The following is a 23420-nucleotide window of genomic DNA, read 5'->3' on the forward strand; positions in this document are numbered from 1 at the left end:
GGGGCCGGTGGGACATCCGTCCCACCGGCCCCATTCCCGTATCCACGCACTGATCGGATAAGGTTTCGCGGGGCGCCCCCCGGGGGTGCTTCGTTCGACGGCCGGGATCGCCCGGCGTCACCACACACCGCCCTCGGCGGAGCAGGAGGATAGGTGCTCAGCGCATTCGTCCGGGCGTTCAGGACGCCCGACTTGCGGCGCAAGCTGCTCTTCACCATCGCGATGATGTCGATCTTCCGGGTCGGCTCGTTCCTGCCGACGCCTGGGGTCTCGTACCCCAACGTCCAGACCTGTATCGACGAGACCGCCGGTAACAGCGATCTGCTCGGTCTGGTGAACCTGTTCAGCGGTGGGGCCCTGCTCCAGCTGAGCGTGTTCGCGCTGGGGATCATGCCGTACATCACGGCGAGCATCATCGTCCAGCTGTTGCGCGTGGTCATCCCGCGCTTCGAGGCCCTGCACAAGGAGGGTCAGTCGGGCACCGCGAAGCTCACGCAGTACACGCGGTACCTGACCATCGCCCTGGCGATCCTGCAGTCGACGACCGTCATCACGGTCGCGCGCACCGGACAGCTGTTCCAGGGCTGCTCGGTCAAGGTCATCCCGGACGACAGCATCCAGACGATCCTGCTCATGGTCCTCGTCATGACTGCCGGGACCGGCCTGATCATGTGGCTGGGCGAGCTCATCTCCGAGCGCGGTGTCGGCAACGGCATGTCGCTGCTCATCTTCACGTCGATCGCGGCCAGCTTCCCGACCGCGCTGTGGTCCATCGCCGGTGGCGACAACGGCCCGACGAAGTTCACCATCGTGCTCGCCATCGTCGTGCTCGTGATCGGGCTCGTCGTGTTCGTCGAGCAGTCGCAGCGCCGCATCCCCGTGCAGTACGCCAAGCGCATGGTCGGTCGCAAGATGTACGGCGGCTCGAGCACCTACATCCCGATCAAGATCAACATGGCCGGGGTCATCCCGATCATCTTCGCGTCGTCGCTGCTCCAGGTGCCCGCCCTGCTGGCCCAGTTCGGTGACCAGACCGCGTCCTGGAAGGTGTGGCTGTCGATCAACCTCGTCGACTCGGCTGCGCCGCTGCACCTGCTCCTGTACGTCGCGCTGATCATCTTCTTCTGCTACTTCTACACGGCGATCACGTTCGACCCGGTCGAGGTCGCGGACAACATGAAGAAGTACGGCGGCTTCATCCCCGGCATCCGGGCCGGGCGGCCGACGGCGGAGTACCTGTCGTTCGTGATTTCCCGGATCACGGCCCCGGGTTCGGTGTACCTTGCGCTTGTCGCACTCGTCCCGACGATCGCGTTCATCCTGCTCGACATCAGCCGCAACATCCCGTTCGGCGGAGCGTCGATCCTCATCGTGGTCGGTGTCGGTCTCGAGACTGTGAAACAGATCGAGTCCCAGCTTCAGCAGCGCCACTACGAAGGGTTCCTGCGATGACCGCACGGCTCATCATCATGGGCCCCCAGGGCTCCGGCAAGGGCACCCAGGCGGCGCGCCTGGCGGCCCGCCTCGGGGTCCCGACGATCTCCACGGGAGACATCTTCCGGGCGAACATCAAGGGCGGCACCCCGCTGGGCAAGCGCGCGCAGGTGTTCACCGATGCGGGCAACCTCGTCCCCGACGAGATCACCAACGCCATGGTCGCGGACCGCCTGGCCGAGCCCGACGCCGCTGACGGGTTCATCCTCGACGGCTACCCGCGCACCGCCGACCAGGCGGACGTGCTCGACGGCGTGCTCGCGAGTGCCGGGACCGCGCTGGATGCGGTCCTCGAGCTCGACGCGCCCCGGGAGGAGCTGCTCGCCCGGCTGCACAAGCGCGCGGAGATCGAGAACCGCGCGGACGACACCGAGGACGCGATCCGTCGCCGGCTCGAGATCTACGCGGAGCAGACCGCTCCGCTCACGACGAGCTATGCCCAGCGCGGCCTGCTCGTCGTCGCGGACGCCATCGGCGACGTGGACGACGTCACGGAGCGGCTGCTTGCCGCCCTCGCGACCCACGTGGGCTGAAGACCCGCCGACGCGGGGCACACCGCGTGCGTTGACCAAGCGACGAGGAGCTGGACCAGTCATGTTCGGGCGCGACAAGATCGAGTACAAGACCCACGAGCAGGTGTTGCTCATGCGGCGCGCCGGACTCGTGGTCGCCGACGCGTTGGCGGCGGTACGGGCCCAGGCCCGGGCCGGGCAGACGACGGCCGACCTCGATGCGATCGCGGCCGAGATCATCCGGGCGGCGGGCGCCACGCCGTCGTTCCTGGGGTATGACGGCTTCCCCGGGACGCTGTGCGTGTCGGTCAACGACGAGATCGTGCACGGGATCCCCGGACCGCGCGTGCTCGAGCCCGGCGACGTCGTCTCGGTCGACTGCGGTGCGATCGTCGAGGGCTGGCACGGGGACTCGGCGATGACGCTCGTGCTGCCCGACGCCGACCCGCTCGACGTCGAGCTCATGACGACCACGGAGGATGCCATGTGGGCCGGCATCGCCGCGCTGGCGACCGGTAACCGCCTCGGCGGCGTGGGGGAGGCCGTCGAGGACGTCGTCGACGCCGCTCAGACGGCCGGCGCGAACGCCGGGGCCCGGTACGGGGTCATCGAGGAGTTCGTCGGCCACGGGATCGGCAGCGCGATGCACCAGCCGCCCGACGTGCTCAACTACCGCACCCGCGACCGTGGACCCCGGCTGAAGCCCGGCATGTGCCTGGCCGTCGAGCCGATGCTCGTGCGCGGTGACCGCACGACCCAGACCCTCGAGGACGACTGGACCGTCGTGTCCGACGACGGCTCGCGGGCCTCGCACTGGGAGCACTCGGTCGCGCTCCTGGAGAACGGCATCTGGGTGCTGACCGCGCAGGACGGCGGCGCCGAGCGCCTCGCCGCCCTGGGCGTGCGGGTCACCCCGCTCGCCGACTAGTGGTACCGACGGCGCCGTTGCGTCCTCGAGGGGCACCGACGGCACCGGAGCGTCTTCGAGGGGCTCAGCGGTTTCCGCTCACCCCTTCGATGCCGTAGGGTAGCCCGTTGGGTGCGCGCGCCGTGTCGGTGCGCCACCAATCCGGCTCGACCCCTCGTGATCGAACGTGACTGCGAACGGGTGGCGCCGGGGAGATATAGCAACCGAGAGTTAGCGGAGGATATGGCAAAGAAGGACGGTGTCATCGAGATCGAGGGCAGCGTTGTCGAGGCCCTGCCGAACGCGATGTTTCGCGTGGAGCTGGCCAACGGCCACCGAGTGCTCGCCCACATCTCGGGCAAGATGCGTCAGCACTACATCCGGATCCTCCCCGAGGACCGCGTGGTTGTTGAGCTGAGCCCGTACGACCTGTCCCGCGGCCGGATCGTCTACCGCTACAAGTAACCATCACTCGATCACGCCGTCGCGCTCGTACCTGCGGGTACGGACGCGAACCGCGGCGGCGGAGGAACAAAGCATGAAGGTCAAGCCCAGCGTCAAGAAGATCTGCGACAAGTGCAAGGTGATTCGCCGGCACGGTCGCGTCATGGTGATCTGCGAGAACCTGCGTCACAAGCAGCGCCAGGGCTGAAGCCCTGACGCTCGGGGACGCACCCGAGCAGATCGTCCGGTTCCGAGCCATCAGGCGAGGCACCACCAGCGCACCACCACTCCTCCTCGGCCCCACGGGCCGCAGGCGGCGAACCCTCGGTCGGAGGCCGAGGCCCGCGGAACACGCGGGAGGGTGATGCGGACGGCCTCCGACGCAGTACAGGAGTCACCAGTCACATGGCACGTCTTGTCGGAGTCGACCTCCCCCGCGATAAGCGGCTCGAGATCGCGCTCACCTACATCTACGGCGTCGGCCGTACCCGCTCCCAGCAGACGCTGGCCGCCACGGGCATCAGCCCGGACGTCCGCGTGAAGGACCTGGGCGACACTGAGCTGGTCGCCCTGCGCGACTACCTCGAGGCCTCCTTCAAGCTCGAAGGTGACCTTCGGCGCGAGGTCGCAGCTGACATCCGCCGCAAGGTGGAGATCGGCTGCTACGAGGGCCTGCGGCACCGCCGTGGCCTCCCGGTGCGCGGTCAGCGCACCAAGACCAACGCGCGCACCCGCAAGGGCCCGAAGCGCACCGTCGCCGGCAAGAAGAAGGCCGGTCGCAAGTAGCAGCAGTAGCCCGCCCGGTCAGGCCTAGCGCCAGCCCGAGAGCGGTACTGCACTCAGCCGACCCAGACCAGGAGAAAACAAGCACATGCCTCCCAAGACTCGTACCGCCGTGCGCAAGCCGCGCCGCAAGGAGAAGAAGAACGTCTCCCACGGCCAGGCGCACATCAAGAGCACGTTCAACAACACCATCGTCACGATCACGGACCCCACGGGTGCCGTCATCGCCTGGGCCTCGTCCGGCCAGGTCGGCTTCAAGGGTTCGCGCAAGTCGACCCCGTTCGCGGCCCAGCTCGCGGCCGAGGCCGCTGCTCGCCGCGCGCAGGAGCACGGCATGAAGAAGGTCGACGTCTTCGTCAAGGGCCCGGGTTCAGGTCGCGAGACCGCGATCCGTTCGCTCCAGGCGACCGGCCTCGAGGTCGGCTCGATCCAGGACGTGACGCCCCAGGCTCACAACGGCTGCCGTCCCTCCAAGCGCCGCCGCGTCTGATCTGCTCGAACGCGCGAGTCCGCGCGGTGACTTCGGTTCACCGCGCGGCTCGTTCGGTCGGACGGTTTGCTTGACCGGTTGACGGGCCCCTCCGCAGGCCCGGCAGCTTTCGCGCAGATTGCCTGCTCGGTAGACCGAGACCCGGCAGGCTCGCACCACCGCAGAGCGTCATATGGCGGACGCTCACTGAGAGGAACCCAGAAGTGCTCATAGCACAGCGCCCCACCCTGACCGAAGAGGTCATCTCGGAGTACCGGTCGCGGTTCTCCATCGAGCCACTGGAGCCGGGCTTCGGCTACACGCTCGGAAACTCCCTCCGTCGCACCCTGCTCTCGAGCATCCCGGGTGCTGCCGTGACGTCCATCCGGATCGACGGCGTGCTGCACGAGTTCACCACCGTGCCGGGCGTCAAGGAAGACATCACGGAGATCATCCTCAACATCAAGAACCTCGTGGTCTCGTCGGAGAACGACGAGCCCGTCGTGATGTACCTGCGCAAGCAGGGTGCCGGCGCCGTCACGGCCGCCGTCATCGTCCCGCCGGCCGGGGTCGAGGTCCACAACCCGGACCTGCACATCGCGACCCTGAACGACAAGGGCAAGCTCGAGATCGAGCTCACGGTCGAGCGTGGCCGCGGGTACGTCTCTGCCTCGCAGAACAAGTCGTACGACGCCGAGATCGGGCGCGTCCCGGTCGACTCGATCTACTCGCCGGTTCTCAAGGTGACCTACAAGGTCGAGGCCACGCGTGTCGAGCAGCGCACCGACTTCGACAAGCTGATCGTCGACGTCGAGACGAAGAACTCGATCTCGCCCCGCGACGCACTGGCCTCGGCCGGTAAGACGCTCGTCGAGCTGTTCGGTCTCGCCCGCGAGCTGAACGTCGAGGCCGAGGGCATCGAGATCGGCCCGTCCCCGACGGACGCCGCCCTCGCCGCTGACCTCGCGCTCCCGATCGAGGACCTTCAGCTGACGATCCGGTCGTACAACTGCCTCAAGCGCGAGGGCATCCACACCGTGGGTGAGCTCGTGGCTCGCAGCGAGGCCGACCTGCTCGACATCCGGAACTTCGGTGCGAAGTCGATCACCGAGGTCAAGGAGAAGCTTGCTGAGCTGACCCTGTCCCTCAAGGACAGCCCGCTCGACTTCGATCCGACCAAGGCCGCCGGGTACTACGACGGCGAAGAGGGCGAGTTCACCGAGGAAGAGCAGTACTGACGCTGCGTCGGGCGGAGGGCACCTGTGCCCGCCTCGCTCGTTCATCACTGGAACTTTGAGGAGTTAGACCATGCCTACGCCCACTAAGGGTCCCCGGCTCGGTGGCGGCCCGGCGCACGAGCGGCTGATCCTGGCCAACCTGGCCACGAGCCTGTTCGAGCACAAGCGCATCACGACGACCGAGGCCAAGGCCAAGCGCCTTCGCCCGCTCGCCGAGCGCCTGATCACGTTCGCCAAGCGCGGTGACCTGCAGGCCCGTCGTCGCGTGCTCACGGTCGTCAAGAGCAAGGACGTCGTGCACGTCCTGTTCACCGAGATCGCGCCGGCCGTGGCCGAGCGTCAGGGTGGCTACACCCGGATCACGAAGATCGGTCCCCGCAAGGGCGACAACGCGCCGATGGCCGTGATCGAGCTCGTGCTCGAGCCGCTCAGCCCGAAGCAGGCCACCGTCCGCGAGGCCGAGAAGGCCACGAAGAAGGCCGCGCCGAAGAAGTCCGCCAAGAAGGTCGAGAAGTCGGCCGACGAGGCTGTCGTCGAGACCCCCGTCGAGGAGGCCCCCGTGGCCGACACGGCGGAGCCCGTCGAGGCCGACAAGGCCTGACGACCAGCACCACTGCAGTCCGCAACGCCCGAGCGCTGACGTCCACCAGGACCTCAGCGCTCGGGCGTTGTTCTGTTGTGCGGGGGTGGGCCGGCCGGCGGCGCCATAGGGTCGCCGGTATGGGTCTGGACGGGGGTTGTGCGCCGGTTCCGGTGGTGCTGGTGCACGGGTTGCGCACCTCGCGCACCATGTGGCGCGCGCAGGTCGAGGCGCTCACCCGTGCGGGTCACCGCGCGGTCGCCATCGACCTGCCGGGGCATGGCCGACGCCGGGCCGAACGGTTCACGCTCGACGGTGCGGTCGGCGCCATCGGTGAGGCGATCGCCGCGGGGGAGCGGGCGCTCGTCGTCGGCCTCTCGCTCGGGGGCTACGTCGCGATCACGCACGCTGCCCGCTACCCGGACCAGGTGGCCGGCCTGGTGGCTGCGTCCTGCTCGACGCGACCCACCCGGCCCGTGGTCGACGCATGGGTCCTCGCCGCGCGCGCGATCGCACGCCTGCCCGACTCGGGCGCGCGGCTCAACCAGTTCCTGGTGGACCGCACGCTCAACCCCGTCGGCGCCGCCGACGTCGCGGCCGGCGGCTTCGCGTACGACGTGGTCATCGACGCGCTGCGCGCCGTGCGGGGGCTCGACCCGGTCGCCGATCTCGCCCGCGTGCCGGTGCCGGTCTGGCTCGTGAACGGCCGCCTCGACCACTTCCGCAGCCAGGAGCGGGCGTACCTCGCGGCGTGCCGGGACGGCCGGCTCGTCGTCGTGCCCGGGGCGAAGCATCTCGTGAGCCTGGACGCCCCCGTGCCGTTCGACCGCGTGCTGCTCGAGGCGCTCGTGCGGCTCGAGGTCGAGCGGGCCGGGCTCGAGCCGGCAGCGGGCTCAGCGTCCGCGCAGGCTCCACGCGCGCACCCCGCCGACGATCCCCGCGGAGTTGGGGACGACGACGACGTCGTCCCCCAGCCGCGCGAGCACCTGCGGCGTGATCTGGCGCGAGTTTCCGCCGCCGAGGTACAGCCGGTCCCACACGAACACCGGTCGTAGGCCGTCGACCACGCGACGGACGCGGCGCGACCACCGTCCGTCGCCGAGCCGGGCGCGCTCGATCTGCCCGACGTAGTCGTCGTAGCTGGTGCCCCACCGGACCGGCGCGTGCGACCACTCGAGGTGCGGTGCCAGGACGCCGCCGTCGAACAGGGCCGAGCCGAGACCGGTGCCGAGCGTGAGCACGAGCTCGAGGCCGCTGCCCGCCACCACCCCGGCGCCGTGCACCTCGGCGTCGTTCAGCACGAGCGCGGGCAGGCCGAAGGCGGCGCCGACGGCGGCCTCCATGTCGAAGTCGGCCCAGGCCTCGACGAGCTCGGGCAGGACCCGGCTGTGCGGGCCGGAGCGGGTCACGTAGTGGGGGGTCGCGACAACGACGCCGTGCCGGATCATCCCCGGCATCCCGACGGTGACGCGCTGCGCGACCGGCAGGGAGGCGGCGATCTCGACCAGCGTCTCCACCAGGCGCTCGGGCGGCAGCGGGTACGGCGTCGGCACGCGCACCGCGGGCGCGCGGAGCGTCCCGGCCGCGTCGAGCACCGAGGCCTTGATGCCACCGCCGCCGCAGTCGACGGCCAGGGTGTGCAGCTGTGCGCTCGGCATCTCGATCACGCGGCCAGGCTACCGATCGTTCGGCGTCGGGCCACCTGCGGGCCACCTGCGGGCCACCGCCGGGCCACCGCCGGACCACCGCCGGGCCACCGTGGAGGCGTCGGGGAGGGGCGGCGGGGCGAGCGGATAGGTTTGGCCCGTGCTCCGGATCCGCCTCGACCTCGCCTACGACGGCACGGCCTTCGCCGGATGGGCGATCCAACCGGGCCTGCGCACGGTGCAGGGCCTGCTCGAGGGGGCCCTCGCGGTCGTGCTGCGGGCGCCCGTGCGGGTGACCGTGGCAGGGCGGACCGACTCCGGGGTCCACGCCCAGGGCCAGGTGGCGCACGTCGACGTCGAGGACGACGCCTGGGCGAGCCTGGCGGGCCGGGCGCCGCGGACCCCGGGGAACACGCTCGTCGCGCGCCTGGGGGGACTCCTGCCGCGCGACATCGTCGTGCGCCGGGCCGAGCCGGCGTCCCCCGGGTTCGACGCGCGGTTCTCCGCGCTCCGGCGGCGCTACGCATACCGGATCGCCGACGACCCCGCGCTGCGCGACCCGCTGCGCCGCGACCAGATCCTGTGGCACCCGCGCGCGCTCGACGTCGAGGCGATGCACTCCGCGGCGCGCCCCCTGGTGGGCCTGCACGACTTCGCGGCGTTCAGCAAGCCGCGCCCCGGCGCGACCACCATCCGCACGCTCGAGATCTTCGACTGGAGCCGGCCTGTCGACGGGCCGGACGCCGGCCTCGTGGTCGCCGTCGTGCAGGCCGACGCGTTCTGCCACCACATGGTGCGGGCGCTGGTCGGCGCCTGCATCGCGGTCGGGGAGCACCGCCGGTCGGACGACTTCCCCGAGGTGCTGCTCGCCGCGGGGCTGCGGGACCCCGGCGCGGGGGTCTCACCCGCGCGCGGCCTCACACTCGAGGAGGTCTCCTACCCGGACGACGCCGAGCTGGCGCTGCGGGCCCAGCAGACGCGCAACCGGCGCGGCCGGGGCTGGTCGGGCGTCGAGCTCGGCGGGGCTTCCTGACGGCAGGGCGTCTCACTTCTGACGGCGGGGCTTCTCAGCGGTGGGTTCCTCAGCGGCGGGGCTTCTTGATGATGTGCATCGCGGCCTCTTCGGCGCTCGCGGCGCCGCCGGAGATGCCGACCTCCCGCGCGAAGGTGTCGTTCGGGCGGTGGCCCTCGAGCGCGTCGTCGTCCTGCACCAGTCGACCCGCGCGGTCGGGCTCGCGGGCGCCGCGCTCCGGGGCCTCCCAGATCTCGGGCTCCTCCTCGCCGAGCCGCTGGTCGAGCGTCTCGCCGTGCGCCTGCTCCCAGGCCGTCTCGCCGTGGCGGTTGGACCGCGGTCGCTCCGGCGGCGAGTAGCCCTCGTCGAGGAGATCGTCGACGCCGCGGTCGAGGAGGGTGTCCTCGAGCGGGAGCTGGTCGGTGTTGCCTTCGACCCCGGTCTCCGGATCGGCGCTGGTGGCGGGCGTGGTTTCGCTCATGCATCCACGGTGTCACCGCGAACCGCCTCCCGCCAGGGGTAATCGCCGGGGCGATTTGGGTCCAGAACGGCGCAGACCTCGCGAATGGAGGGCCGGTGCGACGACCGGCGCAGAATGGGGTGGTGGGACACCTCGACATCAGCGCCGTGAGCTTCTTCCTGCCCGACGGGCGACCCCTCCTCGACGAGGTGGACCTCCGGGTCGCCGACGGCGCCAAGGTGGCCCTGGTCGGCCCGAACGGCGCGGGCAAGACGACGCTCCTGCGGATCGTGGCCGGCGACCTGGCCCCGCACTCGGGGACCGTCTCGCGCAGCGGCGGGCTCGGCGTCATGCGGCAGTTCGTCGGGCGCATCTCCGACGAGCGCTCGATCCGCGAGCTGCTGTCCTCGCTGGCCCCGGCCGCGGTGCGGGACGCCGCGGTCGAGCTCGCGGCCGCCGAGCTGGGGATCATGGCGGTCGACGACGAGCCCGCCCAGATGCGGTACGCGAGCGCCCTGGTGGACTGGGCCGACGTCGGCGGCTATGAGGCCGAGACGGGCTGGGACAAGGTGACCGACGCCGTGCTCTCGATGCCCTTCGACGCCGCTCAGTGGCGCGAGGTCCGCACGCTGTCCGGGGGTGAGCAGAAGCGGCTCGTGCTCGAGGCGCTGCTGCGGGGCCCCGAAGAGGTGCTCCTGCTCGACGAGCCGGACAACTATCTCGACGTGCCCACCAAGCGGTGGCTCGAGGCGCAGCTCGCGGCATCCCCCAAGACGGTGCTGTACGTGAGCCACGACCGCGAGCTGCTCGCCCGCACGGCCACGCAGGTCGCGAGCGTCGAGCCGACCCCGGCCGGCTCGACGATCTGGGTGCACGGTGGCGGGTTCGCCACCTACGCGGCGGCGCGCGACGACCGGCGCTCGCGGCTCGACGAGCTGCTGCGGCGCTGGGACGAGGAGCACGCCAAGCTCAAGCTGCTCGTGTTCACGCTCAAGAACAAGTCCGCGTTCAACGACGGGCTGGCCTCCCGGTACTCGGCGGCCCAGACCCGGTTGCGCAAGTTCGAGGAAGCCGGTCCGCCGCAGGTGATGGCGCGCGACCAGAACGTCAAGGTCCGCCTCGTGGGTGGGCGCACGGCCAAGCGAGCGATCGTCGCGACGGGGCTCGAGCTGTCGGGGCTGATGAAGCCGTTCGACCTCGAGGTCTGGTTCGGCGAGCGGCTCGCGGTGCTCGGGTCGAACGGGTCAGGCAAGTCGCACTTCTTGCGGCTGCTCGCCGCGGGCGGGTCCGACCCCGATCTCGAGCACGCCCCGGTCGACGATGCCGAGATCATCCCCGTCAAGCACGCGGGCCGGGCGATGCTCGGGTCGCGCGTGCGACCGGGCTGGTTCGCGCAGAACCATGCGCATCCCGAGCTCGTCGGGCGCACGCTCCTCGAGATCCTGCACCGCGGGGATGCGCACCGCTCGGGGATGGGGCGCGAGCCTGCGAGCAAGGCGCTGGACCGCTACGAGCTCGTCGCGGCTGCCGAACAGGTCTACGAGACGCTCTCGGGCGGCCAGCAGGCGCGCTTCCAGATCCTGCTCCTCGAGCTGTCCGGCGCGACCCTGCTGCTGCTCGATGAGCCGACCGACAACCTCGACCTGCATTCCGCCGAGGCGCTCGAGGTGGGTCTCGCGGCGTTCGAGGGCACGGTCGTGGCCGTCACGCACGACCGCTGGTTCGCGCGCGGCTTCGACCGGTTCCTCGTCTTCGGGGCCGACGGCGAGGTCGTCGAGACCCCCGAGGCCGTGTGGGACGCAGGGCGGGTGCACCGCAGCCGGTAGGCGGCGGGGCGCTGGCGAACGGGGTCGGTTCTGGCCACGTTTTGACCGCTCCGAGGCGTACGGCTACTCTGATGTGTCGTTGTGCGTCCCCAGCGGTCCGGTGATCCCACTCTCCGGTCTCGTGGAGGGTGATGCGCGGGCGAGCATTCCTCGACCAGCCACGTTTTTCGGCTGCGTCGGGAGTGAACACATTCAGCTACTCGAAACGAAGGCTACGACCGTGCGCACGTACACCCCGAAGCCCGGCGACGTCGAGCGGACCTGGTACGTCATCGATGCGACCGATGTCGTCCTGGGCCGTCTGGCCACACACGTGGCCACGCTGCTGCGCGGCAAGCACAAGGCGACATTTGCCCCCCACATCGATAACGGTGACTTCGTCATCGTCATCAACTCCGACAAGGTTGCCCTGACCGGCAACAAGCGTGAGACCAAGATCGCGTACCGCCACTCCGGTTACCCGGGCGGGCTCACCGCGACCAGCTACGGCGACCTGCTGGCAACCAAGTCCGATCGGGCGGTGGAGAAGGCTGTTCGCGGCATGCTCCCCAAGAACTCGATCGCTCGCGCGCAGATCACCAAGCTCAAGGTCTACACAGGCTCTGCGCACCCTCACAGCGCGCAGCAGCCCACGCCGTACACCATCACCCAGGTTTCGCAGCAGGCCTAGGCCTGCCGCGAGTAGTCACAACACAGGACGCGAGGACACCACCAGTGGCCGAGACCACCGTCGATATCGACGTCGCGGGCGACGACACGCCCAGCAGCTATACCTCTGAGACCACGGCCCCCGCGGGCCGCGGACAGAGCCTGACGGCTCCCGGCGCGGCCCTCGGCCGACGCAAGGAAGCGATCGCTCGCGTTCGCCTGGTGCCCGGCACCGGGACGTGGAAGGTCAACGGCCGCACCCTCGAGGACTACTTCCCGAACAAGGTGCACCAGCAGCTCGTCAACTCGCCGCTGAAGCTGGTCGACGTCGAGGGTCGTTTCGACATGGTCGCGAAGATCACCGGTGGCGGCGTCTCGGGTCAGGCCGGCGCACTGCGCCTCGCCATCGCCCGTGCGCTCAACCTGATCGACGAGGAGCACAACCGTGCCGCGCTGAAGAAGGCCGGCTTCCTCATGCGTGACTCTCGCGTCGTCGAGCGCAAGAAGGCCGGGCTCAAGAAGGCCCGCAAGGCCCCGCAGTACTCCAAGCGCTGATTCGTCTCGCGCTGGCCGATGGCCCCGATGGATACTCCATCGGGGCCATTTGCGTATCAAATCCTGTGGTGACGCAGTGGCACGACGACGAAGGAGACATCTGATGGCACGCCTGTTCGGAACCGACGGGGTGCGAGGCCTCGCCAACCGGGACCTCACCGCAGAGCTCGCCCTGGATCTCGCCGTCGCCGCGGCCCACGTGCTCGGGTCGAGCGGCGCGTTCGGTGACCACCGTCCCCGCGCCGTGATCGGGCGCGACTCGCGCGTGTCGGGCGAGTTCCTCTCCGCCGCCACCGCCGCCGGCCTGGCGAGCGCCGGCGTCGACGTGGTGAACGTCGGGGTGCTGCCCACGCCGGCCATCGCCTACCTCACCGGTGAGCTCGGCGCCGACCTCGGCGTTGTCCTGTCGGCGTCGCACAACCCGATGCCGGACAACGGCATCAAGTTCTTCACGCGCGGCGGCCTCAAGCTCGACGACGTGGTCGAGGACGCGATCGAGGCCCGGCTGCGCGAGCCGTGGGACCGGCCGACCGGAGCCGCCGTCGGGCGCATCACGATGGACTCGGGCCACGCGGGCGAGGAGTACGTCGAGCACCTGGTCGGCACGCTCACCACCCGGCTGGACGGCCTGCGGATCGCGGTCGACTGCGCGAACGGTGCGGCCAGCGAGGTCGGGCCGGCCGCGCTACGCGCCGCGGGCGCCGACGTCGTGGTCATCAACGCGTCGCCGGACGGCCGCAACATCAACCAGCAGTGCGGATCGACCCACCCCGAGCAGCTCCAGGCCGCCGTCGTGGCCTCGGGCGCCGACCTGGGGGTGGCGTTCGACGGCGACGCCGACCGCTGCCTCGCGGTCGACCACACCGGCGCACTCGTGGACGGCGACCAGATCATGGGGCTGCTCGCGATCTCGATGCGCGACGCCGGCCAGCTCGCGAGCGACACGCTCGTCGCGACCGTGATGAGCAACCTCGGACTGCGGCTGGCCATGAACGCCGCCGGCATCTCGATGATCGAGACCGGCGTCGGCGACCGGTACGTCCTTGAGGAGATGCGGCTCGGCGGGTACTCCCTTGGCGGCGAGCAGTCGGGCCACGTGATCATGGGCGCGCACTCGACGACGGGTGACGGGACGCTGACCGCTCTGCACGTGGCCGCCCGGGTCGCCGCGACCGGTCAGAATCTGTCGGAGCTCGCGAGCGTCGTCAACCGGCTGCCGCAGGTGCTCATCAATGTGCGTGGCGTCGACCGGAGCCGCTCGGCAACCGACGAGGGCCTGCTGGCCGCCGTCGCATCGGCGTCCGCCGAGCTCGGCCAGACCGGGCGGGTGCTGCTGCGCTCGTCCGGCACCGAGCCGCTGGTGCGGGTCATGGTCGAGGCGGCGAGCCTCGAGCACGCCGAGCGGGTGGCTGGGGAGCTCGCGGGCGTCGTGCGCGTGCGCCTGGCGCTGTGACGCGATCGCGGTGATCCGGTGACCCTGAGTCTCGTCGAGCGTGTCGGGCTGCTGCTCGCGGGACCCGACCCCGCCGCCATCGTGCAGGCGGGGCACCCCGTGCTGCGGGCCCACGCGGCGCCCTACCGCGGGCAGCTCGAGCCCGGGATGCTGCACGACCTGATCGAGCTCATGCGGCGCACGATGCACAACGCTCCCGGCGTCGGGCTGGCCGCCCCGCAGATCGGGCTGCCGCTCGCCATCGCCGTCCTGGAGGACCCGGGCGCGCTCGACTCGGACGTGATCGACGTGCGCGAGCGTGCCGCGCTGCCGTTCCGGGTGCTGATCAACCCCGTGTACGAGCCCGTGGGTGCCCAGCGGGTGTCCTTCTACGAGGGGTGCCTGAGCGTGTCGGGCTGGCAGGCGGTCGTGGCGCGGTACCGGACCGTGCGGCTGACCGGCTCGGACGAGACCGGGCAGGCGATCGACGAGGTCGTCACCGGCTGGCCGGCGCGGATCGTCCAGCACGAGACCGACCATCTCGGCGGGATGCTCTACATCGATCGCGCCGAGCTGCGCTCGCTCATCGCCGACGAGGGCATCGGCGCGATCCTGGGCTCGGAGCCGTCCCCGACGACGGCGGCCCGGGTGCTCGGCTTCGATCTCGCGCAAGGCGCGGGTGGTCCCCTCGGGGGAGCGGGCGGTCCCCCCGGAGGTGGATGACGCTGCTCTCTGGGCGCGGCAGGCTCGAGGTGCTTAGGGTGGTCTCAGCCGGTGAGGACCGGTGTGCTCCGCTCATCTCCGCGCCATCGACCCGGGAGCAGATGACACGTGCAGGACTGGATTCTTGCGTTGGCGGCCTCGCCACTCGTCTATCTCGGTCTGTACGTCTTCGCGACGATCGACGGCTTCTTCCCGCCGATCCCCTCCGAGTCCGTGGTCATCGCGCTCGCTGCGCTGTCGATGTCGACCGGGCAGCCGAACCTCGCCCTGATCGTGCTGGTCGCCGCGGCGGGGGCGTTCACCGGGGACCAGGTCGCCTACTCCATCGGCAAGCGGATCAACGTCCGCCAGGTGGCCTTCCTGCGCGGCCCGCGAGGCCAGAAGACGCTCGACTGGGCGGAGCGTGCGCTCGCGCGTCGCGGGCCGTCCTTCATCCTCGCTGCGCGCTACATCCCGGTCGGGCGCGTGGCCGTGAACATGACGGCGGGCGCCGTCGGCTACCCGCGCCGCCGGTTCGTCGGGCTGACCGCGCTCGCTGCGGTGACCTGGGCCATGTACTCCGCGGCGATCGGGCTCGGTGCCGGGGCGTGGTTCAAGGGCCACCCCTTCGTCGCGATCGTGGTCGGCGTCGTCGGCGGCCTGATCATCGGGCTCGCGCTCGACTGGGTCCTCGGGTTCCTGCAGCGGCGCAGGGGCTCAGGCGAGGATGCGGCCGCGTCCTCGAACGCCTCAGCCCCGGAGGGCGTGCGCAAGGGCGGTTAGAGCTTGCGCAGCCGCATCCGCTGGACGGAGTGGTCCGCGCTCTTGGTCAGCACCAGCGTGGCCCGGCTGCGGGTAGGCAGGATGTTCTGCACGAGGTTGGGGGCATTGATCGAGTCCCAGATCTCGGCCGACCGTGCGGTCGCGTCCTCGTCCGACAGCGAGGCGAACCGGTGGAAGTACGACTCGGGCCGGGTGAACGCCGTCGCGCGCAGGGACAAGAACCGGTCGATGTACCACTGCCGCACGACCGACGACCGGGCGTCGACGTAGATCGAGAAGTCGAAGAAGTCGCTCACCGCCAGGTCGGAGGTGCCGACGGGCGACGGGCGGGCGGGCTGCAGCACGTTGAGGCCCTCGACGATCAGCACGTCCGGCCGGCGCACGACGATCTCCGCGCCCGGCACGATGTCGTAGGTGAGGTGGTTGTAGACAGGTGCGCGCACCTCTGCCGCCCCTGCCTTGACCTTGGACAGGAACCTGACCAGGGCCCGCCGGTCGTAGGACTCGGGGAAACCCTTGCGGTCCATCAGTCCACGCCGGGCCAGCTCGGCGTTGGGGAGCAGGAAGCCGTCGGTCGTCACGAGCTCGACGTGCGGCGTCTCGGGCCAGCGCGCGAGCAGCTCACGCAGCAGGCGTGCGGTGGTCGACTTGCCTACCGCGACCGAGCCCGCGATGCCGATCACGAACGGTGTTCCGCCTGAGTTCTCGCCCAGGAACGTCGACGACGCCTTGTGCAGGTTCTTGGTCGCCTCGACGTAGAGGTTCAGCAACCGAGACATGGGTCGGTAGACCGCATCGACCTCCGCGAGGTCGATCGGGTCGCCGAGTCCGCGCAGCCGCTCGACGTCCGCGTCGGTCAGCGGAAGAGGGGTGGTGCCGGACAGCCGGGTCCAGACCTGGCGGTCCAGCTCCACATACGGCGTGGACGGCGTGAGCTGAACGGTTGTTGCCACGTGGCGATTGTGCCCGATGCAGGCGGCCGGACGCACCGTACCGGGTCGGGGCTCTTAGTAGACTTCCCGGCCATGTGCGGAATCGTGGGTTACGTCGGTCCCCGTCAGGCGAGCAATCGACCGCTCGAGGTCGTGATGGAGGGGCTCCGACGACTGGAGTACCGGGGCTACGACTCGGCCGGGGTAGCACTGGTGACCGGGGAGGGTGGCGGTCTCGTGACCGCCAAGAAGGCCGGGAAGCTCATCAACCTGATCGAGGAGCTCGAGGAGCACCCGCTCCCGGCGGCGACGGTCGCCCTCGGGCACACGCGGTGGGCCACCCATGGCGCGCCCAACGACGTCAACGCGCACCCGCACGTGGCAGGCCCGATCGCGCTGATCCACAACGGGATCATCGAGAACTTCGCCCCGCTCAAGGCCGAGCTGGTCGCCGCCGGTGTGGTGTTCCGCTCCGAGACCGACACCGAGGTCGCCGCGCACCTGCTCGCGCGCGCCTACGTCGAGGCTGGCAACCTGTCCGTCGCGATGTGTGCCGTCGCCCGCCGCCTGCACGGCACCTTCACCCTGCTGGCGGTGCACGCGGACGCCCCCCACGTCGTCGTCGGCGCCCGGCACGACTCCCCGCTCGTCGTCGGGATCGGCGAGGGCGAGAACTTCCTCGGCAGCGACGTCGCCGCGTTCATCGCCCACACGCGTGAGGCGCTCGAGCTCGGCCAGGACCAGGTCGTCACCATCACGCCCGACGCCGTCACGGTGACCGACTTCGACGGCGCCCCGGCGCAGGCCCGGCGGTTCACGGTGGACTGGGACGCCGCCGCGGCCGAGAAGGGTGGCTTCTCGTCGTTCATGGACAAGGAGATCCACGACCAGCCGCAGGCCGTCGCGGACACCCTGCTCGGCCGGACCGATCTCACCGGCAAGCTCGTGCTCGACGACCTGCGCATCGACGAGGCCGTGCTCCGGTCCATCGACAAGATCGTCGTCGTCGCGTGCGGCACGGCCGCCTACGCGGGGCACGTGGCGAAGTACGCGATCGAGCACTGGTGCCGTATCCCGGTCGAGGTCGAGCTCGCGCACGAGTTCCGCTACCGCGACCCGGTCGTGAACGCGCGCACGCTCGTCGTGGCGTTCTCCCAGTCGGGCGAGACCATGGACACCCTGATGGCCGTGCGGCACGCGCGGGAGCAGGGCGCAAAGGTGCTGGCGATCTGCAACACGCACGGGTCGACCATCCCGCGCGAGTCGGACGCCGTGCTCTACACGCACGCCGGACCGGAGATCGCGGTCGCCTCCACCAAGGCGTTCCTGGCACAGATCACCGCCGCCTACGTGCTGGGCCTTTACCTCGCCCAGCTGCGCGGCAACAAGTTCCCGGACGAGATCAAGGAGATCTTCGAGCAGCTGCGCCAGATGCCCGACAAGATCCAGGTGGTCCTCGACCGCGCCGACGACGTCCGCCAGACCGCACGGGACATGATCGACACGACCTCGGTGCTCTTCCTGGGCCGGCACGTGGGCTTCCCGGTCGCGCTCGAGGGGGCGCTCAAGCTCAAGGAGGTCGCCTACATCCACGCGGAGGGCTTCGCGGCCGGCGAGCTCAAGCACGGCCCGATCGCGCTGATCGAAGAGGGACAGGCCGTCTTCGTGGTCGTGCCCTCGCCTCGGGGCCGCGACTCGCTGCACTCCAAGGTCATCTCGAACATCCAGGAGATCCGCGCTCGCGGTGCCCGGACGCTGGTGATCGCCGAGGACGGCGACGTGGACGTGCTCCCGTACGCCGACGTCGTGTTCTACGTCCCGCAGTGCCCGACGCTGCTGTCACCGCTGCTCGCGACGGTGCCGCTGCAGATCTTCGCGTGCGAGCTCGCCACCGCGCGGGGGCTCGACGTCGATCAGCCCCGCAACCTCGCCAAGTCCGTCACGGTCGAATGATCGCCGCGCACCGATGATCGCCGCGCACCGATGATCGTCGGGGTCGGGATCGACGTCGTCGACATCGCGCGGTTCCTCGCGACGCTCGAGCGTGTCCCGGCGCTGCGCGAGCGGCTATTCACGCCCGACGAGCGGCATCTGCCGCCCGCCTCGCTCGCGGCTCGCTTCGCCGCCAAGGAGGCGATCGCCAAGTCGCTCGGCGCGCCGGCGGGGATGAGCTGGCAGGACGCGACCATCCGGCGGACGCCGGGAGCGCAGCCCGTCGTCGAGGTGATCGGCTCGGTCGCGGCGAAGGCCGCCGAGCTGGGCGTGACGGGCTTCCACCTGTCGATCTCGCACGACGCGGGCATCGCCTCCGCGATGGTCATCGCCGAACGCTGACGACCCCGGCAGGCACCTCACCGAGCCGGTGGGCCCACCGAACCGCGAGCTGTGGTCGTCCTGAGTCGATCAGGACGACCACAACTCCGGGTTCGACGCCGTTCGACGGGGTGGGGCCGTCAGCGGCTCAGTGCCGGGACGACCTCGCGCTCGAAGAGCTCGATGCTCGAGCGGTCGTAGGCGGCGTCCGCGAAGTAGGTCAGCGCGTACGTCATGCCGAGCGCGTTGAGCTCCTGCAGGCGCTCGACGATCTGTTCCGGGGTGCCGACCAGCGGGCCGCCGCGGAAGTCCGCCACGACGCCGTCGGCGCGCTCTGGAACGGTCTTGCGGTAGTGCGCGTCGATCCACGCGAGCTTGTCCTCGACGTCGGCCGCGGTCTCGCCGATCACCACGTTGTAGTTGGCGCTCCGAGTGATCTCGGCGAAGTCCCGGCCCCGGTCGCGGCAGTGCGCGGCGAGCACCTCGGACTTGTGCGCGAACCCCTCGAGCGAGCCGTCGAAGTTCGTGTAGGTGGCGTGCTCGGCAGCGATCCGGAGCGTCTTCTTCTCCCCGCCACCGGCGATCCACAGCGGGATCCCGCCTTCCTGGAGCGGCAGGGGGTAGGCCCGGGCGCCGTCGACCTGGAAGTACTCGCCCGCGAGCGTCGCCGAGCCGGTCTCCCACATCTGGCGCATGATCTGCACGCCCTCCGCGAGCGCCGCGAGCCGCGCACCGGCGCCCGGGAAGCCGTAGCCGTACGCGCGCCACTCGTGCTCGTACCAGCCGGCGCCGATCCCCATCTCGACGCGCCCGCCGGAGATGGCGTCGATGGTCGCGGCGACCTTGGCGAGGTAGGCGGGGTTGCGGTACGCCATGCAGGTGCACATCTGCCCCAGGCGCACCCGCGAGGTGCTCGCCGCCAGGGCGGCCATCAGGGACCACGCCTCGTGCGTCGCCTCGTGCGTCGGCTCCGGGACGGTGTGGAAGTGGTCGTAGACCCAGACCGACTCCCAGATGTCGCCCGCATCCGCGTGGGCGGCGACGGCGTGCATCGCACCCCACTGGTCGCGGGGGTCGATGCCGGTGAGGTCGAGTCGCCAGCCTTGCGGGATGAAGAGTCCGAAGCGCATGGCCCGAACTTACCGTGATACGAACCTGCCCTGAACCTGCCCTGACTCTGCCCTGCGCCTGACCCGAACCTGACCTGAAGCCGCCCGCGGGTCCCGCCCCGCCGAGCCGCCGCGACACCCGCCCGCGCGGCATGATGGCAGCGTGCTCCTCGGATACGCCGCCGCCCAGGTCAGGGCCGCCGAACAGCCTCTGCTCGACACCTCCCCGCCCGACTCGCTCATGCAGCAGGCGGCCTTCGCGCTCGCGGTCCACGTGTCCCGGGCGCTGCGGGCGCGCCGGGGTCGGGTCGGTGGGGCGTCGGTGATGCTGCTCGTCGGGCCCGGCAACAACGGCGGTGACGCGCTCTACGCCGGCGCCGAGCTTGCCCGCCGGGGCGCGCGCGTGATCGCGGTCGCCACCGCGGCGTCGATCCACCCGGGCGGCCTGGTCGCACTGCGCACGGCGGGCGGTCGCGTCGTCACGCTGGCAGACGTCACGCTGGCAGACGTCACGCTGGCCGACGGCGGCCCAGGCGTCCCAGTTCCAGCGCCAGCGCTCGTGCCCCTGGCCGACGCCGTCGCGGCGTGCGTCGGCGCCGACGTCGTGCTCGACGGGTTGCTCGGCATCGGGGCGCGCGGCGCGCTGCGGGGCCCTGCGGCCGACGTCGTCCGCGCACTCGCCCTGCGACTGGAGAACGGCGACCAGACCAACGGTGACCAGACCGACGGCGACCGGGCCCGTACCCCCCGCCCGCGCCCGTTCGTCGTCGCGGTCGACACCCCGAGCGGGATCGGCGTGGACGACGGCGCGCTGCCGGGCCCGGTGCTGCGCGCGGAGCTCACGGTGACCTTCGGGGCGGTCAAGGCCGGGTTGCTGCTGCCCCCGGCCTGCGAGGTGGCCGGACGCGTCGAGCTCGTCGACCTCGGGCTCGACCTCGTCGGGGCGGAGCCGGCCTGCGCGCGCCTGGAGGGTGCGGACGTCGCCGGGCTCTGGCCCGTGCCGGCCCGGACGGCGCACAAGTACACGCGCGGCGTGCTCGGCGTCGTGGCCGGCACACCGGCCTACCCCGGTGCTGCCGTCCTCACGGTCACCGCGGCGGTGCGCGCCGGTGCCGGGATGGTGCGGTTCACCGGCTCACCCGGGGTGACCGCCGTCGTGCTGGCCGCGCGGCCCGAGGTGGTGGCCGGGGACGGGCGGGTGCAGGCGTGGGCGCTCGGGCCGGGGCTGGACCCCGACGACAGCGCGCAGGCCACCCGGGCACGTGACGCGCTCGCCCGGGCGCTGACGACGGCGATCCCGGCCGTGGTCGACGCCGGCGCGCTGACCTTGCTGCCGGACCTGCTCGCGCCGTGGGTCGTGCTGACGCCGCACGCCGGTGAGCTCGCGGCGCTGCTCGTCGAGCGCGGGGAGAGCATCGACAGGAGCGCGATCGAGGCGGAGCCGTTGCGCTGGGCCCGCCGTGCCCACGAGCTCACCGGTGCGACCGTGCTGCTCAAGGGCGCCACGACCGTCGTCGTCGGGACGGGTGGCGCCGTGTACGCGCAGGCCGACGGCCCGGCGTGGCTCGCGACCGCCGGGGCCGGGGACGTCCTGACCGGCGTGCTCGGGGCGCTGCTCGCGGGTCGGGCGGCCGACGTCGTCGAGGAGCCGTCGCTCGCGGCCGCGCTGGCCGCGGCCGCTGCGCTCGTGCACGGCCGGGCCGCACACCGCGCGCAGCCCGGGGGACCCGTGAGCGCCCTCGCGGTGGCCGACGCGCTGCCGGCCACCGTGGCCGGGGTCCTCGCCGGGGAGTGACCGGGGGCGCTCCACCGCTGATGCCAGACTGGCCCCCGTGAGCCACTACCCCGCACGTGCCGTCGTCGACCTCGCCGCCATCCGCTCGAACGTGCGGGTCCTGGCGGACCACGCCCCGACGGCCCAGGTGATGGCGGTCGTCAAGGCCGATGCGTACGGGCACGGTCTGGTCCCGGTCGCCCAGGCCGCGCTCGCCGGCGGTGCCACCTGGCTCGGGGTCGCCCAGGCGGACGAGGCGTTCGCCCTGCGGGCCGCCGGGATCGGCACGCGGGTGTTCACCTGGCTGTACGGGCCGGACGCGCCCCTGCGCGAGCTGATCGAGGCCGACGTCGACCTGTCCGTGGCCGCCCCGTGGGCGCTGGCCGCCGTCGTGCGCGCCGCGCGCGAGTGCGGTCGCACCGCCCGCATCCACCTCAAGATCGACACCGGCCTCGGCCGCAACGGGATGCTCCCGCCCGTGTTCGCGGCGGTGGTCGACGACGCCGTCCGCGCCCAGTCCGAGGGCGCCGTCGCCGTCGTCGGGGTCTGGTCGCACTTCGCGTTCGCCGACGAGCCCGCCCACCCGACAGTGATCGCCCAGGCGGACGTCTTTGCCGCCGCCGTCGCGCTCGCCGAGTCCCGCGGCGCCGCGCTCGAGGTGCGGCACATCGCGAACTCGGCCGCGACGCTGACCAACCCCGGGGTCCACTACGACCTCGTGCGACCGGGGATCGCGGTCTACGGGCTCTCGCCGGTGCCGCAGCTCGCGGGGCCGGAGCACTTCGGCCTCGTGCCTGCGATGACGCTCGAGGCCGAGCTCGTGAGCGTCAAGGTGGTCCCGGCCGGGCAGGGCGTCTCGTACGCGCACGCCTACACGACGACGCGGACCACGACGCTCGGGGTCGTGCCGCTCGGGTACGGCGACGGCATCCCGCGGCACGCCTCCGGATCGCTGCCGGTCCGCCCGGGCGGGCCGGTCCAGGTCGGCGGGCGCCGGCTCGCGGTCGCGGGCCGCGTCTGCATGGACCAGTTCGTCGTCGACCTCGGTCCGGGTGCGACGGACGCGGCCGGGGACCGCGTCGAGCTCTTCGGCACGGGCGCGGACGGCGGCCCGACCGCGCAGGACTGGGCGCAGGCGGCCGACACGATCAACTACGAGATCGTCACGCGCCTCGGGGCGCGGGTCCCGCGGGTCTACCTGAACGCGCCGCAGCCGGCGGCCGCACCGTGACCGGGCCGGACTCGACCGGGCCGGACTCGACCGGGCCGGAGTCGAACGAGCCGGAGGCGACCGAGCCCGAGGCGTGGATCGAGCTGCCCGACGCGGCGGCCACCCGCGCCTACGGCCACGCCCTGGCCGGGTTGCTGCGCGCCGGGGACCTCGTGCTGCTCAGCGGCGCGCTGGGGGCCGGCAAGACCACCCTCACGCAGGGCATCGGAGCCGGCCTCGGCGTCCGGGGCCAGGTCGCGTCGCCGACGTTCATCATCGCCCGCGTGCACCCGTCGCTCGGCGACGGCCCCGCGCTCGTGCACGTCGACGCCTACCGGCTGAGCTCGCTCGACGAGGTGGAGGCGCTCGACCTCGACACCAGCCTCGAGGAGTCCGTGACCGTCGTCGAGTGGGGGTCCGGGCTGCTCGAGGCGCTCGCGCCGGACCGCCTCGAGATCGACATCGAGCGGCCGCACGGCGGGCTCGACCTCGCGTCCGACGACCTGGACCCGGCCGGGGGAACGCGCACGGTACATATCCGGGCACGGGGCCCGCGATGGTCCGCGGTGCGGTTTCCGGTCGTATCCTGAC

The 23420-nt window shown here is 71.5% G+C and carries 25 protein-coding genes and 1 pseudogene; 22 read left to right on the forward strand and 4 right to left on the reverse strand.

Going from position 1 to position 23420, the window contains the following annotated elements; translation table 11 throughout:
* Positions 1 to 153 precede the first annotated feature (153 nt).
* The 10 genes and pseudogenes from secY to VTA80_RS12515 form a co-directional block, all read left to right on the forward strand.
* On the forward strand, positions 154 to 1452 hold the full coding sequence (secY, locus tag VTA80_RS12470; protein ID WP_407341419.1) for a preprotein translocase subunit SecY: 1299 nt from the start codon (positions 154 to 156) through the stop codon (positions 1450 to 1452).
* Positions 1449 to 2027: an adenylate kinase gene (locus VTA80_RS12475; RefSeq protein ID WP_407341420.1), complete on the forward strand. Its 579-nt coding sequence runs from the start codon at positions 1449 to 1451 to the stop codon at positions 2025 to 2027. Before secY ends, VTA80_RS12475 begins: the two co-directional genes overlap by 4 nt.
* A 61-nt stretch (positions 2028 to 2088) precedes the next feature.
* Positions 2089 to 2934 carry a type I methionyl aminopeptidase gene (map, locus tag VTA80_RS12480; protein WP_407341421.1) on the forward strand — a complete coding sequence of 282 codons (846 nt, stop codon included), beginning with the start codon at positions 2089 to 2091 and terminating at the stop codon, positions 2932 to 2934.
* Between the two features lie 222 nt (positions 2935 to 3156).
* A complete protein-coding gene (gene infA / locus VTA80_RS12485; protein ID WP_024286981.1) occupies positions 3157 to 3378 on the forward strand; it encodes a translation initiation factor IF-1 in 222 nt (73 codons plus the stop codon).
* Between the two features lie 73 nt (positions 3379 to 3451).
* Positions 3452 to 3565 carry a 50S ribosomal protein L36 gene (rpmJ, locus tag VTA80_RS12490; RefSeq protein ID WP_009740505.1) on the forward strand — a complete coding sequence of 38 codons (114 nt, stop codon included), beginning with the start codon at positions 3452 to 3454 and terminating at the stop codon, positions 3563 to 3565.
* A gap of 197 nt (positions 3566 to 3762) precedes the next feature.
* Positions 3763 to 4143, forward strand: a complete 381-nt coding sequence (rpsM, locus tag VTA80_RS12495; protein WP_407341422.1) for a 30S ribosomal protein S13 — start codon at positions 3763 to 3765, stop codon at positions 4141 to 4143.
* 85 nt (positions 4144 to 4228) lie between these two features.
* Positions 4229 to 4630 carry a 30S ribosomal protein S11 gene (gene rpsK, locus VTA80_RS12500; RefSeq protein ID WP_407341423.1) on the forward strand — a complete coding sequence of 134 codons (402 nt, stop codon included), beginning with the start codon at positions 4229 to 4231 and terminating at the stop codon, positions 4628 to 4630.
* Between the two features lie 203 nt (positions 4631 to 4833).
* Positions 4834 to 5847, forward strand: a complete 1014-nt coding sequence (locus tag VTA80_RS12505; RefSeq protein WP_407341424.1) for a DNA-directed RNA polymerase subunit alpha — start codon at positions 4834 to 4836, stop codon at positions 5845 to 5847.
* A 70-nt stretch (positions 5848 to 5917) separates the two neighbouring features.
* Entirely contained in the window at positions 5918 to 6448 is a 531-nt protein-coding gene (rplQ, locus tag VTA80_RS12510; protein ID WP_407341425.1) for a 50S ribosomal protein L17, read from the forward strand.
* A 188-nt stretch (positions 6449 to 6636) separates the two neighbouring features.
* Positions 6637 to 7188: pseudogene (locus tag VTA80_RS12515) on the forward strand (alpha/beta fold hydrolase); the annotation flags it as partial.
* A 132-nt stretch (positions 7189 to 7320) separates the two neighbouring features.
* Here the strand turns inward: VTA80_RS12515 and VTA80_RS12520 are convergent.
* Positions 7321 to 8085: an ROK family protein gene (locus VTA80_RS12520; protein ID WP_407345766.1), complete on the reverse strand. Its 765-nt coding sequence runs from the start codon at positions 8083 to 8085 to the stop codon at positions 7321 to 7323.
* Positions 8086 to 8233: 148 nt separating this feature from the next.
* Here VTA80_RS12520 and truA point away from each other — a divergent pair, with 148 nt between their 5' ends.
* On the forward strand, positions 8234 to 9106 hold the full coding sequence (gene truA, locus VTA80_RS12525) for a tRNA pseudouridine(38-40) synthase TruA (protein WP_407341426.1): 873 nt from the start codon (positions 8234 to 8236) through the stop codon (positions 9104 to 9106).
* Between the two features lie 49 nt (positions 9107 to 9155).
* Here the strand turns inward: truA and VTA80_RS12530 are convergent, their stop codons facing one another.
* Positions 9156 to 9566: a DUF5709 domain-containing protein gene (locus tag VTA80_RS12530; protein WP_407341427.1), complete on the reverse strand. Its 411-nt coding sequence runs from the start codon at positions 9564 to 9566 to the stop codon at positions 9156 to 9158.
* Positions 9567 to 9688: 122 nt separating this feature from the next.
* On the opposite strand from VTA80_RS12530, the gene VTA80_RS12535 reads away from it, so the two are divergent.
* The 6 genes from VTA80_RS12535 (at position 9689) to VTA80_RS12560 (ending at position 15491) form a co-directional block, all read left to right on the forward strand.
* Positions 9689 to 11371, forward strand: a complete 1683-nt coding sequence (locus tag VTA80_RS12535) for an ABC-F family ATP-binding cassette domain-containing protein (protein WP_407341428.1) — start codon at positions 9689 to 9691, stop codon at positions 11369 to 11371.
* Positions 11372 to 11591: 220 nt separating this feature from the next.
* Positions 11592 to 12041, forward strand: a complete 450-nt coding sequence (rplM, locus tag VTA80_RS12540) for a 50S ribosomal protein L13 (protein ID WP_407341429.1) — start codon at positions 11592 to 11594, stop codon at positions 12039 to 12041.
* 44 nt (positions 12042 to 12085) lie between these two features.
* On the forward strand, positions 12086 to 12574 hold the full coding sequence (gene rpsI / locus VTA80_RS12545; RefSeq protein ID WP_407341430.1) for a 30S ribosomal protein S9: 489 nt from the start codon (positions 12086 to 12088) through the stop codon (positions 12572 to 12574).
* Positions 12575 to 12677: 103 nt separating this feature from the next.
* Entirely contained in the window at positions 12678 to 14027 is a 1350-nt protein-coding gene (gene glmM, locus VTA80_RS12550; RefSeq protein WP_407341431.1) for a phosphoglucosamine mutase, read from the forward strand.
* Between the two features lie 18 nt (positions 14028 to 14045).
* Positions 14046 to 14729 carry a peptide deformylase gene (locus VTA80_RS12555; RefSeq protein ID WP_407341432.1) on the forward strand — a complete coding sequence of 228 codons (684 nt, stop codon included), beginning with the start codon at positions 14046 to 14048 and terminating at the stop codon, positions 14727 to 14729.
* A gap of 108 nt (positions 14730 to 14837) precedes the next feature.
* Positions 14838 to 15491, forward strand: a complete 654-nt coding sequence (locus tag VTA80_RS12560; protein ID WP_407341433.1) for a DedA family protein — start codon at positions 14838 to 14840, stop codon at positions 15489 to 15491.
* Here the strand turns inward: VTA80_RS12560 and coaA are convergent.
* Entirely contained in the window at positions 15488 to 16444 is a 957-nt protein-coding gene (gene coaA / locus VTA80_RS12565) for a type I pantothenate kinase (RefSeq protein WP_407341434.1), read from the reverse strand. The genes VTA80_RS12560 and coaA overlap by 4 nt on opposite strands.
* A 72-nt stretch (positions 16445 to 16516) precedes the next feature.
* Here coaA and glmS point away from each other — a divergent pair, with 72 nt between their 5' ends.
* Together glmS and VTA80_RS12575 are read left to right on the forward strand one after the other, a co-directional pair.
* Positions 16517 to 18376, forward strand: a complete 1860-nt coding sequence (gene glmS, locus VTA80_RS12570) for a glutamine--fructose-6-phosphate transaminase (isomerizing) (protein WP_407341435.1) — start codon at positions 16517 to 16519, stop codon at positions 18374 to 18376.
* 30 nt (positions 18377 to 18406) lie between these two features.
* A complete protein-coding gene (locus tag VTA80_RS12575) occupies positions 18407 to 18757 on the forward strand; it encodes a holo-ACP synthase (RefSeq protein ID WP_407341436.1) in 351 nt (116 codons plus the stop codon).
* A 119-nt stretch (positions 18758 to 18876) separates the two neighbouring features.
* Here the strand turns inward: VTA80_RS12575 and VTA80_RS12580 are convergent, their stop codons facing one another.
* The gene (locus VTA80_RS12580) at positions 18877 to 19866 is read right to left on the reverse strand and encodes a TIGR03560 family F420-dependent LLM class oxidoreductase (RefSeq protein WP_407341437.1); all 990 of its coding nucleotides are present in this window, start codon (positions 19864 to 19866) and stop codon (positions 18877 to 18879) included.
* Between the two features lie 142 nt (positions 19867 to 20008).
* On the opposite strand from VTA80_RS12580, the gene VTA80_RS12585 reads away from it, so the two are divergent.
* From VTA80_RS12585 to tsaE, 3 genes are all read left to right on the forward strand, one after another.
* The gene (locus VTA80_RS12585) at positions 20009 to 21640 is read left to right on the forward strand and encodes a bifunctional ADP-dependent NAD(P)H-hydrate dehydratase/NAD(P)H-hydrate epimerase (RefSeq protein WP_407341438.1); all 1632 of its coding nucleotides are present in this window, start codon (positions 20009 to 20011) and stop codon (positions 21638 to 21640) included.
* Positions 21641 to 21677: 37 nt separating this feature from the next.
* Complete coding sequence (gene alr, locus VTA80_RS12590; protein WP_407341439.1) at positions 21678 to 22850, forward strand: alanine racemase; 1173 nt, start codon at positions 21678 to 21680, stop codon at positions 22848 to 22850.
* Positions 22851 to 22927: 77 nt separating this feature from the next.
* Positions 22928 to 23419 (forward strand): tRNA (adenosine(37)-N6)-threonylcarbamoyltransferase complex ATPase subunit type 1 TsaE, encoded by a 492-nt coding sequence (tsaE, locus tag VTA80_RS12595; protein ID WP_407345767.1) that lies wholly within the window; start codon positions 22928 to 22930, stop codon positions 23417 to 23419.
* The last annotated feature ends 1 nt before the right edge of the window (position 23420 follow it).

The sequence above is a fragment of the Pengzhenrongella phosphoraccumulans genome, assembly GCF_045689905.1.
Lineage (GTDB): Bacteria > Actinomycetota > Actinomycetes > Actinomycetales > Cellulomonadaceae > Pengzhenrongella > Pengzhenrongella phosphoraccumulans.

What these genes read in the sequence shown, in the direction of transcription:
- VTA80_RS12475 (WP_407341420.1), top strand. Translation starts at nt 1,449, where the DNA reads ATGACCGCACGGCTCATCATCATGGGCCCCCAGGGCTCCGGCAAGGGC.
- map (WP_407341421.1), top strand. Translation starts at nt 2,089, where the DNA reads ATGTTCGGGCGCGACAAGATCGAGTACAAGACCCACGAGCAGGTGTTG.
- infA (WP_024286981.1), top strand. Translation starts at nt 3,157, where the DNA reads ATGGCAAAGAAGGACGGTGTCATCGAGATCGAGGGCAGCGTTGTCGAG.
- rpmJ (WP_009740505.1), top strand. Translation starts at nt 3,452, where the DNA reads ATGAAGGTCAAGCCCAGCGTCAAGAAGATCTGCGACAAGTGCAAGGTG.
- rpsM (WP_407341422.1), top strand. Translation starts at nt 3,763, where the DNA reads ATGGCACGTCTTGTCGGAGTCGACCTCCCCCGCGATAAGCGGCTCGAG.
- rpsK (WP_407341423.1), top strand. Translation starts at nt 4,229, where the DNA reads ATGCCTCCCAAGACTCGTACCGCCGTGCGCAAGCCGCGCCGCAAGGAG.
- rplQ (WP_407341425.1), top strand. Translation starts at nt 5,918, where the DNA reads ATGCCTACGCCCACTAAGGGTCCCCGGCTCGGTGGCGGCCCGGCGCAC.
- VTA80_RS12520 (WP_407345766.1), bottom strand. Translation starts at nt 8,085, where the DNA reads ATGCCGAGCGCACAGCTGCACACCCTGGCCGTCGACTGCGGCGGCGGT.
- VTA80_RS12530 (WP_407341427.1), bottom strand. Translation starts at nt 9,566, where the DNA reads ATGAGCGAAACCACGCCCGCCACCAGCGCCGATCCGGAGACCGGGGTC.
- glmM (WP_407341431.1), top strand. Translation starts at nt 12,678, where the DNA reads ATGGCACGCCTGTTCGGAACCGACGGGGTGCGAGGCCTCGCCAACCGG.
- glmS (WP_407341435.1), top strand. Translation starts at nt 16,517, where the DNA reads ATGTGCGGAATCGTGGGTTACGTCGGTCCCCGTCAGGCGAGCAATCGA.
- VTA80_RS12575 (WP_407341436.1), top strand. Translation starts at nt 18,407, where the DNA reads ATGATCGTCGGGGTCGGGATCGACGTCGTCGACATCGCGCGGTTCCTC.
- VTA80_RS12580 (WP_407341437.1), bottom strand. Translation starts at nt 19,866, where the DNA reads ATGCGCTTCGGACTCTTCATCCCGCAAGGCTGGCGACTCGACCTCACC.